This is a genomic window from Pseudomonas sp. HMSC065H01, from assembly GCF_001815235.1.
In the GTDB taxonomy this organism is placed as follows: Bacteria; Pseudomonadota; Gammaproteobacteria; order Pseudomonadales; family Pseudomonadaceae; genus Pseudomonas; species Pseudomonas aeruginosa.
The window spans coordinates 22,141-34,478 of the sequence record NZ_KV819897.1 but is presented as its reverse complement, the minus strand read 5'-3'; the positions used below and the strand labels follow the sequence as shown (position 1 = coordinate 34,478).

At 68.0% G+C, this 12,338-nt stretch carries 9 protein-coding genes; 5 read left to right on the top strand and 4 right to left on the bottom strand.

Going from position 1 to position 12,338, the window contains the following annotated elements:
- Positions 1-7: 7 nt before the first annotated feature.
- Positions 8-760, bottom strand: a complete 753-nt coding sequence (locus HMPREF3014_RS18070) for an SDR family NAD(P)-dependent oxidoreductase (protein WP_003093411.1) — start codon at positions 758-760, stop codon at positions 8-10.
- A gap of 158 nt (positions 761-918) precedes the next feature.
- On the opposite strand from HMPREF3014_RS18070, the gene HMPREF3014_RS18065 reads away from it, so the two are divergent.
- The 3 genes from HMPREF3014_RS18065 (at position 919) to HMPREF3014_RS34810 (ending at position 3,860) form a co-directional block, all read left to right on the top strand.
- A complete protein-coding gene (locus tag HMPREF3014_RS18065) occupies positions 919-1,791 on the top strand; it encodes a LysR family transcriptional regulator (RefSeq protein ID WP_023086982.1) in 873 nt (290 codons plus the stop codon).
- Positions 1,792-2,073: 282 nt separating this feature from the next.
- Entirely contained in the window at positions 2,074-3,318 is a 1,245-nt protein-coding gene (locus HMPREF3014_RS18060) for a cyclic di-GMP phosphodiesterase (RefSeq protein WP_023086981.1), read from the top strand.
- 155 nt (positions 3,319-3,473) lie between these two features.
- Positions 3,474-3,860, top strand: a complete 387-nt coding sequence (locus tag HMPREF3014_RS34810; protein WP_170869549.1) for a hypothetical protein — start codon at positions 3,474-3,476, stop codon at positions 3,858-3,860.
- Between the two features lie 16 nt (positions 3,861-3,876).
- Here the strand turns inward: HMPREF3014_RS34810 and ampR are convergent, their stop codons facing one another.
- On the bottom strand, positions 3,877-4,767 hold the full coding sequence (gene ampR, locus HMPREF3014_RS18050) for a LysR family transcriptional regulator AmpR (RefSeq protein ID WP_003101291.1): 891 nt from the start codon (positions 4,765-4,767) through the stop codon (positions 3,877-3,879).
- A 148-nt stretch (positions 4,768-4,915) separates the two neighbouring features.
- Between ampR and HMPREF3014_RS18045 the strand changes: the two genes are divergently transcribed.
- Together HMPREF3014_RS18045 and HMPREF3014_RS18040 are read left to right on the top strand one after the other, a co-directional pair.
- Positions 4,916-6,109, top strand: a complete 1,194-nt coding sequence (locus HMPREF3014_RS18045; RefSeq protein WP_003118203.1) for a class C beta-lactamase PDC-8 — start codon at positions 4,916-4,918, stop codon at positions 6,107-6,109.
- A gap of 64 nt (positions 6,110-6,173) precedes the next feature.
- Positions 6,174-6,572 carry a hypothetical protein gene (locus tag HMPREF3014_RS18040; RefSeq protein WP_003093424.1) on the top strand — a complete coding sequence of 133 codons (399 nt, stop codon included), beginning with the start codon at positions 6,174-6,176 and terminating at the stop codon, positions 6,570-6,572.
- A 163-nt stretch (positions 6,573-6,735) separates the two neighbouring features.
- On the opposite strand, the gene HMPREF3014_RS18035 is transcribed toward HMPREF3014_RS18040, so the two are convergent.
- Both HMPREF3014_RS18035 and HMPREF3014_RS18030 read right to left on the bottom strand, forming a co-directional pair.
- The gene (locus tag HMPREF3014_RS18035; RefSeq protein WP_023086980.1) at positions 6,736-10,989 is read right to left on the bottom strand and encodes a PAS domain-containing hybrid sensor histidine kinase/response regulator; all 4,254 of its coding nucleotides are present in this window, start codon (positions 10,987-10,989) and stop codon (positions 6,736-6,738) included.
- A gap of 127 nt (positions 10,990-11,116) precedes the next feature.
- Positions 11,117-12,307, bottom strand: coding sequence for a sugar transporter (locus tag HMPREF3014_RS18030; protein ID WP_023086979.1), 1,191 nt, complete (start codon positions 12,305-12,307; stop codon positions 11,117-11,119).
- Between the last annotated feature and the right edge of the window lie 31 nt (positions 12,308-12,338).

Here is a 12,338-nt window from a genome sequence, read left to right as displayed (position 1 = left end):
ACTCTGCTCAGAACTGCACGCCCCGGGTCAACCCGCCGTCCACCAGCAGGTTGGTTCCGGTGGTGAAGCTGGCCGCCGGGCTGGCCAGGAACAGCACCGCCCGCGCCACCTCGTCGGGTCGCGCCATGCGCCCCATGGGATTGGCGGCGAGACAACGGGCGAAGGTTTCCGGGCTATCCCGTTCGATCGCGCCCCATACGCCATCTTCGAAATAGACGTTGCCCGGCGACACCGTATTGACCCGAATGCCGTCCTCCGCATGGCGGCTGGCAAGCGTCTTCCCGTAGTGGACCAGGGCCGCCTTGAGCACGCCATAGGGCTCAGCGAACATGTCCACCTCGCGGCCGGAAACACTGGAGATCAGCACCACCGAGGCAGCCTCGGAGCGTTTCAACCACGGCAGGGCGGCAGCGACCATGCCCACGCTGCCCAGCAGGTCGGTCTCGAAAGCGCGCCGCCAGGTGTCCAGGTCTCCGCCACCGGCCAGCGCGCTGACGTTGGGCACAACGATGTCAATGCCGCCCAAGTGCAGCGCCGAGCGCGTTACCCAACCGCGCACCTGCTGCGGGTCGGTGATGTCCACAGACATGCCAAAGGCACGCTCGCCGAAGCAATCCGCTGCTTCGGCCACGCCCGCCTCACCACGGGCGCAGAAGGCCACCTCGGCCCCTTCGGCGAGAAAATGTTCGACGATGGCGCGGCCGATACCGCGCGAACCGCCACTAACCAGCACCCTGCGCTGTGCGAGTTGCAGATCCATGTAATCTCTCCATGAGCGGACGCGATAGGCCCGCAAGCCGGGAAGGAACGCCGGGATCCGATCACCGGACGTAAGGACGGGCGAACGGTAGCGAACGACAAGGTATTCTGGAAATCGAAAAATATTCAGCCAACGATTCGCAAAGCGAGAATACCCAGGTGCAATTGTCTCAGCTCCGCGCCTTCTGCGCCGTGGCCCACACCGGCTCGATCAACGCCGCGGCGAAGGCGCTGAACCGTGTCCCGTCGAGTCTCTCCGTACGCATCCGCCAGCTTGAGGAAGACCTCGGCTGCCAGCTGTTCCTGCGCGAGCACCAGCGTCTGCGCCTGTCGCCGGACGGTCGGCGTCTGCTGGAGCATGCCCGGCGAATCCTCGATCTCAGCGACAGTACCCGGGCCATGATGCGCAACGAAGAGAGCGGCGGCCGCCTGGTGGTAGGTGCCCTCGACGTGGTTCTGGTCGCCTTCATGCCATGCCTGATCGGGCGGTTCCGCCAACGCCACCGCGCGATCGAACTGGACATCCGCAGCGAAGCCTCGGAAGCCTTGGTGCAGCAGGTCTCGGATGGAGTGCTAGACCTGGCCCTGAGCGATGGTCCCGTGCGCTCTCAGACCCTGGAAAGTAGCCTGGCCTTCGTCGACGAAATGGTGCTTACCGAGCTGGATCATCCACCGATCACCAGTCCGCGCGACCTGCGTTGCGCCGAACTGTATGGGTTCCGTCACGACTGCTCGTTCCGCTTCCGCATGGATCGCTGGCTGGAGGAAGCCGACTGCCTGCAACAACTGCCAGTGCTGGAAATCGAGTCCTACCACACCATGCTCGCCTGCGTCAGCGCAGGCATGGGTGCCGCCTGGGTGCTGCGCTCCGTGCTTGCGACGCTACCTGGCAACCACCAGGTCCGCGCGCATCCGTTGCGCGACTATGGCACCACCGAGATCCATTTCATCTGGCACAGCGGCCATCTCACGCCCAACGCGCAACGCTTGATGGCTGTACACCAGGACGCGCTCGTCGAGCGCCGCGACTGAGATTTGGCCCGTGCTATCGCCGCCGTAGGTTTCCACCGCCGTCTCCGCCAGCGCGAGGACCTGGCTGGCGCCGGTTTGGATAGGGCCACTTCGCCAGGGCGATGTATCGGGGCTGTACCGTCGGCGGAGGGATTTGTATGCCGGGAGTACGCGGATACAGAACGATACGCAGCCAAGCGAAGGTCACGCCGACGAACTGACGGACATCTCTCACTCCCGCCGGGCCATCTCGGCTACCGTTAGGAGACAGCCACCTGGCCCAGTCTCGAGGTCGAGCCCATCGTGCTGAAACGCATTCCGGTAACCCAGCTTCGCCTCGGTATGTTCGTCCAGAGCCTTTGCGGCTCGTGGCTGGACCACCCGTTCTGGAAAAGAGGTGGCTTCCTGCTCGACAGCCAGGCCGACCTGCAGCGCCTGCGCGAAAGCGCCGTGAAGGAGGTCTGGATCGATGCCAGCAAGGGCCTCGACCTCCCGGAGGAAGCGGCGGTCTCGGCCGCTGCGGTCCTGCCGGTCACCATGCCGGCCGGCCCTTCGCCGGCGCGGGTCGCCCTGGAGGAGGAAATCCGCCACGCCGCCCTGCTCTGCGGCCGCGCCAAGGCCGCCGTGGTCAGTATGTTCCACGACGCGCGCATGGGCCAGGCCATCGACACCGCGCATGCATCGGACCTGGTGGACGAAATCTCCGCCTCGGTGCTGCGCCATCCCAACGCGCTGGTCAGCCTGGTACGGCTGAAGACCTCGGATGAATACACCTACATGCATTCGGTGGCGGTCTGCGCGCTGATGATCGCCCTCGCCCGCCAGCTCGAACTGCCCGACCCGCTGGTACACGAGGCGGGGCTGGCCGGGCTGCTGCACGACATCGGCAAGATGGCGGTACCCGATCCGATCCTGAACAAGCCCGGCAAGCTCACCGAGCAGGAATTCGGCCTGGTCCGCCGGCATCCGCAGAACGGCGCGCGGATGCTGCTCGATTGCCGCCAGGTCAGCGCCCTGGTGGTGGATGTCTGCCTGCACCACCACGAGCGCATCGACGGCACCGGCTACCCCTTCGGCCTGGCGCAGGAGCAGATCAGCCTGCTGGCGCGGATGGGCACGGTGTGCGACGTCTACGACGCGATCACCTCCGACCGTCCCTACAAGAAGGGCTGGAACGCCGCCGAGGCGATCCGACGCATGGCCGAATGGAACGGGCACTTCGACCCGCAGGTGTTCCGCGCCTTCGTCAAGGCAGTGGGCATCTACCCGGTCGGCGCGCTGGTCAGGCTGGAAAGCGGGCGCCTCGGCGTGGTCCTCGAACAACACGGCCGCTCGCTGCTGACGCCACGGGTCAAGGTATTCTTCTCGGCCCGCTCGAAGGTGCCGATCCCGCAGCAGGTGCTAGACCTGGGTAGGGCCGGACAGACCGACCGAATCGTCGGCTTCGAGCCGGCGGAAGCCTGGAACTTCCGCAATCTCGACGAGATGTGGACGGGACTGGCCAAGTCCACGGGCTCTTATTTCGACGCGGGAACCGGAAATCCGTAGACGCCTTCCGCCGGCAAGCCGAGCACCGCTCCCGTAGGGCGCATAACGCGAAGCGTTATCCGCCGCTTCGCCGCAATCTCCGCCTGCTCCGCGTTGCTTTAAGCGCACCATCGTCGATACTGCTGGCAATCCGCCGACAGTTTTCAAGAGGCCATATGAGTCCGCTCCTGGAGACAATCGAAGAGCACAGCAGAAATGGCTGTGCTCCATCCAAAGCGTTGATTGCCCTGTGGTCCGCAGGCGCCGACCTGAGGGTTTCCCCGAGGAAGGCTGGCCGCCTATGCGAACTTGTCGTCGTTGCCGCAGCAGGGAAAGCAGGCATGCTCGAGAGCGAGATCGTTGCGGCACGCCGGGCCTATGCCGCCAGCCTGGGAGTGACGCTTAGCGGAGCGATCAGCAACGCCGACGAGCCGGTCCATATCCGCCACGCCGTCAGCAATTCCAATCACAACCCCAACGCCTCAAACCGTATCAACCTTGGGAGGGCCCGAGCGTATAAAAAAAGGCGCGAGGAAGGTGATTACTTCTTCATCGACACTTGAATCGCCTGCATAACCGTTATCTCCCCCGCGCCTCAACGGCAGCCATCTCCAGCAACCACCCCCGGAACGCCAGCATCGCGCTGGTCTCCCCCCGCGACTGCAAGCGCGTCAGCCAGTAGCTGCCGGTACTCACTTCGGTGGCGAACGGACGCCGGATGCTCTCGCTGGCCAGTTGCCGGGCAAACATCGCCGCCGGCGCCAGGGCCACGCCGACACCCTGGCGGGCCGCCTCGAGCATGGCCAGCGAGGTGTCGAAGACGATGCTCCGGGTCAGTGGCGCGTGCGCCGGCAGTCCGGCCGCCTGGAACCACAGCGGCCACTCGTCGGCGCGGTAGGAGCGCAGCAGGGTGTGCTGCAGCAGGTCGGCGGGACTGTGCAACTGGGCGGCGACCTCCGGGCAGCAGAGCACCGTCAGCGGCGCCTCGAACAACGCCAGCGCCTCGGTGCCGTGCCAGGCGCCGCCGCCGAAGCGGATCGCGTAGTCGAGCCCCTCGGCGGCGATGTCGACGCGGTTGTTGTGGGTGGACAGGCGCAGATCGATGAAGGGATGGCGCGCCTGGAAGTCCTCCAGCCGCGGCAGCAGCCAACCGACCGTGAAGGTTCCGACCGCGCCGACGGTGAGCACGTCCCGGTAGTGGCCACCCTCGAAACGTTCCAGCAGGCCGGCGATGCGGTCGAAGGAGTCACACAGCACCGGCAGCAGGCTCTCGCCCTCGTGGGTCAGCATGAGGCCGCGCGGCAGACGCTTGAACAGGGCCACGCCGAGACGCTCCTCGAGGCTCTTCACCTGGTGGCTGACCGCCGCCTGGGTCACGCACAGCTCGATGGCCGCGCGGGTGAAGCTCAGGTGCCGGGCCGAAGCTTCGAAGGCGCGCAGGGCGTTCAGCGGCAAATGGGGTCGAACCAATCTCTGCTCCAAATTTTTCTAATGGCTGCCGCGAGTATTCGTCGTTTGCCGCAAATCCTGCGCAAGCCTAGATTTTCCCCGCCCGCCGATCAAGGAGCGCTCCCGGGGCGGTTTCTCATGCAGCCAACGACAAAGGACGCCAATCCTCATGCGCGATACCAGATTCCCCTGCCTGTGCGGCATCGCCGCTTCCACACTGCTGTTCGCCACCACCCCGGCCATTGCCGGCGAGGCCCCGGCGGATCGCCTGAAGGCACTGGTCGACGCCGCCGTACAACCGGTGATGAAGGCCAATGACATTCCGGGCCTGGCCGTAGCCATCAGCCTGAAAGGAGAACCGCATTACTTCAGCTATGGGCTGGCCTCGAAAGAGGACGGCCGCCGGGTGACGCCGGAGACCCTGTTCGAGATCGGCTCGGTGAGCAAGACCTTCACCGCCACCCTCGCCGGCTATGCCCTGGCCCAGGACAAGATGCGTCTCGACGACCGCGCCAGCCAGCACTGGCCGGCACTGCAGGGCAGCCGCTTCGACGGCATCAGCCTGCTCGACCTCGCGACCTATACCGCCGGCGGCTTGCCGCTGCAGTTCCCCGACTCGGTGCAGAAGGACCAGGCACAGATCCGCGACTACTACCGCCAGTGGCAGCCGACCTACGCGCCGGGCAGCCAGCGCCGCTATTCCAACCCGAGCATCGGCCTGTTCGGCTATCTCGCCGCGCGCAGCCTGGGCCAGCCGTTCGAACGGCTCATGGAGCAGCAAGTGTTCCCGGCACTGGGCCTCGAACAGACCCACCTCGACGTGCCCGAGGCGGCGCTGGCGCAGTACGCCCAGGGCTACGGCAAGGACGACCGCCCGCTACGGGTCGGTCCCGGCCCGCTGGATGCCGAAGGCTACGGGGTGAAGACCAGCGCGGCCGACCTGCTGCGCTTCGTCGATGCCAACCTGCATCCGGAGCGCCTGGACAGGCCCTGGGCGCAGGCGCTCGATGCCACCCATCGCGGTTACTACAAGGTCGGCGACATGACCCAGGGCCTGGGCTGGGAAGCCTACGACTGGCCGATCTCCCTGAAGCGCCTGCAGGCCGGCAACTCGACGCCGATGGCGCTGCAACCGCACAGGATCGCCAGGCTGCCCGCGCCACAGGCGCTGGAGGGCCAGCGCCTGCTGAACAAGACCGGTTCCACCAACGGCTTCGGCGCCTACGTGGCGTTCGTCCCGGGCCGCGACCTGGGCCTGGTGATCCTGGCCAACCGCAACTATCCCAATGCCGAGCGGGTGAAGATCGCCTACGCCATCCTCAGCGGCCTGGAGCAGCAGGGCAAGGTGCCGCTGAAGCGCTGAAGCGCGCTCGCGAGGGCGACGGAGCGTAGCGGCGCGGGACGCCGGTCCTGGCTATGATGTTGCCATGAGCGCTTCCCCGCCCCTCCGCCAGCCCTGCCCGCCCGGCGCCTGCGTCTGCGAACGCGAGCGCCTGGAGGCGCCCGGCGCGGACCGTCGCATCCTCCTCCTGACCCGCCAGGAAGAGCAGCGCCTGGCCGCTCGCCTGGAAGCCCTGCGCAGCCTGGAAGACCTGGAACACCTGCTGCGGCGCATGGAGGAACAACTGGGCATCCGCCTGCGGATCGCCCCGGCCTTCGGCGAGGTGCGCAGCATGCGCGGCATCCGCATGCGCTTCGAGGAGCAGCCGGGGCTCTGCCGCAAGACCCGCCAGGCGATTCCCGCCGCCATCCGCCGCGGCCTGGAGAAGCGCCCGGAAGTCGCCTACGCCCTGCTCAACGCCCACGACCTGCTGCGCGACGCCTGAAGGCACTGAACGACAGGAAGAGGATGTCGCTCAAGACCTGGGCGGGCTTCAGGAGTATCGGCGGATAACACCCATGGCGTTATTCGCCCTACAGGCCGCAGCGGATGCAGGCGAGCCCCGGGTCCGCCTGAATCCTTGGCGGGACTGGCCACCGCGCCGGGGTTCAGCTCGCCGACTCCGCCTGCACGTCGCCGAACATCGCCTGCAGGCGGAGCAGGCAGGCATCGCACAGGGTGCGCAGTTCGTCGAGGCGGATGCCGGCGAGGATTTCCATGCCGCGCAGCGGATCGGCGCGGCGCAGGGCCTGCTCCAGCTCGCTGGCACGGCCGGCCAGGGCGTTGGCGCCAACGGTGGAAGCGCTGCCCTTGATGGTATGCAGGGTCGCGGCGCTGCCCTGGACATCGCCCTCGCCGAGCTGGCGTTCGAGCTGGGCGAAGAGGTCCTGCATGTCCGGAACGAAGCGCCGCAACACCTGGACGATCAGCTCCAGGCTGCCGCCGAAACGCCCGACGATATCGCCCCGCGCCTCGACCAGTTCGCCCGCGTCCGCTGCCGTTGCCGGCGCGCCCCTGGCGCCGCTCCTGCCGAGATGACCGAGCAGGCAAAGCACCAGGCGCTCCTTGTCGATCGGCTTCGCCACATGGTCGTTCATGCCCGCCGCCAGGCAGGCTTCGCGGTCGGCCAGCGAGGCGTTGGCGGTCATGGCCAGGATCGGCAGCCCGGCGAAGCGCCCGTCGGCGCGGATTCTCCGGGTCGCCTCGAGACCATCGATATCCGGCATCTGCATGTCCATCAGCACCGCGTCGAACGGCACGCTCGCCTCCAGCACCTGCTGAACGCCCGCCAGCCCGCCGTCGGCGAGGGCCACCCGGGCGCCCTCGCTGCTCAACAGCTCGGCGGCGACCTGGCGGTTCAGCGCGTTGTCCTCCACTACCAGCAGACGCACGCCCCGCAACCGCTGGGTGCGCTCCACCGGGCGCGGCGGCGGGTTGGCCGGGGCGCCCTGTTCGCCGTGCAACGCATGCAGCACCGAGTCGGCCAGTTGCTTGGGCGTGACCGGCTTGGTGAGAAAATCGACGAAGGGCGGCGTGCTGTGGTCGCGCGCATCGGCCAGCACCTCGCGGCCATAGGCGGTGATCATGATCACCATGGGCGGTGGCAGGTCGCCCTGCAACTGGCGGATCAGTTGCGCCGCGCTGAGGCCGTCGAGATCGGGCATGCGCCAATCCATCAGCACCACGTCGTAGCGACGGCCCTCGGCCATCGCCGCCTGGACCCGCGCCACCGCCTCGCTGCCGCTGCCGACGCAGTCGGCGCGCCAGCCGAGGGCGCCGACCGTGCGTTCGAGCAGCTCGCCGGCCACCAGGTTGTCGTCCGCCACCAGCAGCCGCAGCGGTTCGCCGGCCCCGGGGCAGGCCGCACGCAGCGGTTGGTCGTGGGCGACGTCGAGGTCCAGGTCGAACCAGAACCGGCTACCGCTGCCCGGCGCGCTCTCGACCCGCAATTCACCGCCCATCAGGTCGACCAGGCGTTTGCATATGAACAGGCCGAGGCCGGTGCCGCCGAAGCGTCGCGAGGTGGACGCCTCGGCCTGGGTGAAACCTTCGAAGATGCGCTGCTGCTGTTCCGCGCTGATGCCGATGCCGGTGTCCGCCACCAGCACCCGCAGGCGCACCAGGTGGGCGTCGTGCGCCAGACGCCGCAAGCTCACCAGGACGTGCCCGCGGGCGGTGAACTTCAGTGCGTTGCCGGCCAGGTTGATGAGGATCTGCTGCAGGCGCAGGCGGTCGCCGACCACCGCGCTGGGCAGCTCGGGATCGATGTCGAAGATCACCTCGACGTCCTTGTCGCCCTGGTTGCCGGAGAGCACCACGGCCAGGTCCTGCATCAGCGGCTCCAGCTCGAAGGGGAGCATTTCCAGGACCAGTTTGCCGGCCTCGATCTTCGAGTAGTCGAGGATGTCGTTGAGCAGGCCGAGCAACGAGGTTGCCGCCGAGCTGGCCTTGTCCAGGTAGTCGCGCTGGCGTTCGTTGAGATCGGTCTGCCGGGCCAGTTGCAGCATGCCCAGCACGGCATTCATCGGCGTGCGGATCTCGTGGCTCATGTTCGCCAGGAACGACGACTTCGCCGCGCTGGCGGCGTCCGCCTGCTCCTTGGCCTCGCGCAGGCGCGCCTGCAGTTGCTGGTCGCTGGTGATATCGATATTGATCCCGGTGACCTGCAGCGGGTTGCCGTCGGCGTCGCGCTCGACCTGCGCGCCGGCCTGGATGAAGCGGATGCCGCCGTCGGGCAGCACCACGCGGAAGATCACATCGTAGTTGCCGCGCCCCTCCACCGCCGCGCGCAGGCTGGCCTCGGTGCGCTCGAGGTCTTCCGGATGCAGGCGGCTGCGCCAATGCTCGTAGACCAGGCCGCCGTCGCGCAACGCCAGCGGCTGGCCATACAGCTCGCACATGCGCTCGTTCCACTGCAGGCTGTCGTCGGCCAGGTTCCAGCGCCAGATGCCCAGGCGCGCCACGTCGGCGGCCATTTGCAACTGGTCGCGCGCCGCGGCCATCTCGCGCTCGGCGTTGCGCCATTCGGTGACATCGACGGCGATGCCCAGGTAGCCGTTGATCGCCCCAGCCTCGTCGCGCAGGACGGTAACCGAAAGCGTCACGCTGAGCGGCGAGCCGTCCTTGCGCAGATAGGTCCATTCGCGGGTCTCGGCGCCCTCCTGTTCGGCCCGCGCCACCAGCACGCGGAAACCCTCCTCGCCCAGCTCCTGGCCGCGGGCGAGCAACTCCCGCTCGCTGTGCAGCAGGGTCGGCGAGGCCTTGCCGACCACCTCGTCGGCGCGGTAGCCGAGCATCCGCTCGGCACCGAGATTGAAGCCGCTGATGATGCCGTCGCGGTCGAGGGTGATGATCGACACCTCGGACGCCGCCTGCAGCACGCTGCCGAGCAGTACGTTCAACCGACGCAGTTCGGCGGTACGCTCGGCGATCTGGTGCTCCAGGCCGGTATTGAGCTCGCGGATGCGGGCCTCGGCGGCCTTCTTCGCGGAGATGTCGCGTACGGTCTTCGAGGCGCCGACCACGCCGCCGTCCGGACCGAGGATCGGCGAGACGGTCACCGCCACGTCGAGCAGGTGGCCATCCTGGTGCCGGCGCACGGTATCGAAGCTGACCACCTGTTCTTTACGGGCGATGCGGGCGAGGATGTCGAGTTCCTCGTTCTCCTTGGATGGCGGCACCAGCAGGTCCACCACCCGCCGCCCGACCGCCTGCTCCTCGCGGTAGCCGAACAACGCCTCGGCCCCGCGATTCCAGTCGCTGATGACGCCGTCGAGGCCGACGCCGATGATGCCGTCCGCCGAATTGCCGACGATCGCCGCCAGCCGCGCCTGGGTCGCCGCCTCCCGACGCCGGCGCAGGCGGCCGAGGGCGCTGGCGTTGACCAGCGCCGCCAGCAACAGGCTGACCAGGCTGCCGGCCAGGAACAGGATGCGCGGCGAAGGCTGGTGCAGGCGCTGGACGAACAGCGGCAGTGCGCTGAACGCCATCTGCCAGTGCCGACCGTAGATCTCCCGCCGCAGCATGTGGCCGAACAGGCGTTGAGCCGGCGCCGCGGCGCCGTTGACGAAGAAGGGCACGGCAGCGCCGTCGCCGGTGACGTCGCTGAGTTCGAGGTGGATCGCCGCGTTGTCGATGGGCAACCCGGCCAGCACCTCGCCGGTCAGCAGCGGCGCATAGCTCCAGCCGAAGCCTTCGAGTTCGCGCTGGGGCCCCGGCGGTGGAGTGATGCCGCTGCGGTAGATCGGCATCAGGATGAGGAACGATTGCTGGCGCAAGCCGCTGGCCTGGACCAGGGTGATCGGCCCCGTCAGGCGCACCTGCCCGGTCTCCAGGGCGGCGCGGGCGGCCTCCCGGCGATTGGCTTCCGAGGCGATGTCCAGGCCCAACGCCTGGCCGTTGCGCGCCACCGGCTCGATGTACTGGATGACGTAGCGCTCGCCATCGTGCGGAGTCAGTTGCTGGATGCGGAACTCCGGCTGGCCGTCGGCCCGCGCCTGGCGCAGGAACCCGGCCTCGTCGGCGGCCGCCACCCGGCGTATGAAGCCGAAGCCGCGGGCGCCGGGAAACTCGCGGTCGATGTCGCGGGTCAGGCTGTAGCGGCGGAACAGTTCGCGGTCGATGTGCGCCTCGCCCGCCGTCAGCAAGGCACCGCGCACCCCGCGCAAGCCATACTGGTAGAGTTCCACGCGGCGGGTCACCGCCTCGGCCAGCAGTTCCGCCTCGCGTTCCAGCGCCATCCGCGCCTGTTGCTCGTTGACCAGCGCCAGCCCCCAGGCGCCCAGCCCGGACAGCAGCAGTCCGAGCGCCAGTGTCGCGCCCGCCCAGCGGCTCAGCCTGAACTTGCTCTGTTGTACGTTCACCCGATATTCCGTCCCTGCGCCGGCCCGGCGCGGGGCAATCCCGCACTCCCTGCGCCTTTTCGTCCCAGAAGACTAGATCAAGCGGGCGGATTCCTCCGCCGAATCATCCGACCCCAGGTATGACCGCTCACAACGACGTGGTTTTCAGCGCCTCCGCGTAGCGCAGTGCGGCGAACAGGGCGAGCAGCAGGCCGGCCAGCGCCAGCACGGCGCCGACGTTGCCGATCGAGGCCAGGCCCATGCGTTCGCTGACCACGCTGCCGAGCAGCGCGCCGGCGCCGATGCCGACGTTGTACAGGCCGGAGAACAGCGCCATGGCCACGTCGGTGGCGTCCGAGGCGAGGCGCAGGACGCGGGACTGCTGGGCCAGGCCGAAGCACATGATCGACATGCCCCAGAGCAGGCTGAGCGCCATCAGCCAGGTCGGCTGCGCGGACAGCGGCAACAGCAGCGCCAGGCTGCTGCCCAAGGCGAGGATCGCGGCCAGCAGGAAGCCTCGCGGGAAAGCCTCGCTGTAGCGGCTGAAGAGGATCGAACCGAAGATCCCGGCGCCGCCGAACAACAGCAACAGCAGGGTGGTCGCCTCGCCGCTCATCCGCGCCACCTGCTTGGCGAAGGGCTCGATGTAGCTGTAGGCGGTGAACTGGGCGCTGATCACCACCACGGTCAGCACGTACAGGCAAACCAGCGCCGGGCGTCGGAACAGCATCGGCAGGCTGCGCAGGGAACCGGAGTTCTGGCTTGGCAGCAGCGGCAGGGAGCGCGCCAGGTAGAGCAAGGTCAGCACCGAGAGTCCGGCGATGGCCATGAAGGTGGTACGCCAGCCCAGGGCCTCGCCAACCACCCGCCCCAGCGGGATGCCCAGGACCATCGCCAGGGTGGTGCCGGTGGCCAGCAGCCCTAGCGCCTTGGCCTGCTGTCCCGGCGGCGCCACGCGCACCGCCAGCGAAGCGGTGATGGCCCAGAACACCGCGTGGGCGAAGGCAATGCCGATCCGGCTGAGCATCAGCACCTGGAAGCTCCAGGCCAGCCCGGACAGCACGTGGCTGGCGATGAACAGCAGGAATACCCCGACCAGCAGCTTGCGCCGCTCGATATTGCGGGTCAGCAGCATCATCGGCAACGAGGCCAGCGACACCACCCAGGCATAGATGGTCAACATCAGGCCGACCTGCGAGGTGGGCATCTCGAAGCTGTGGCCGATGTCGCTGAGCAGGCCGACCGGGACGAACTCCGTGGTGTTGAAGATGAAGGCGGCCAGGGCCAGGGCGATCACGCTCAGCCAGCTGCCGCTGCGGGTTTCGGAGGTGCTGTCCATGGGGCGTTCGGTTCCGGAGCAGGGGGCGGAC

Bases quoted from the DNA above. Each gene is read 5' to 3' on its own strand.
- HMPREF3014_RS18045 (WP_003118203.1), top strand. From the start codon at position 4,916: ATGCGCGATACCAGATTCCCCTGCCTGTGCGGCATCGCCGCTTCCACA.
- HMPREF3014_RS34810 (WP_170869549.1), top strand. From the start codon at position 3,474: ATGAGTCCGCTCCTGGAGACAATCGAAGAGCACAGCAGAAATGGCTGT.
- HMPREF3014_RS18030 (WP_023086979.1), bottom strand. From the start codon at position 12,307: ATGGACAGCACCTCCGAAACCCGCAGCGGCAGCTGGCTGAGCGTGATC.
- HMPREF3014_RS18040 (WP_003093424.1), top strand. From the start codon at position 6,174: ATGAGCGCTTCCCCGCCCCTCCGCCAGCCCTGCCCGCCCGGCGCCTGC.
- HMPREF3014_RS18070 (WP_003093411.1), bottom strand. From the start codon at position 760: ATGGATCTGCAACTCGCACAGCGCAGGGTGCTGGTTAGTGGCGGTTCG.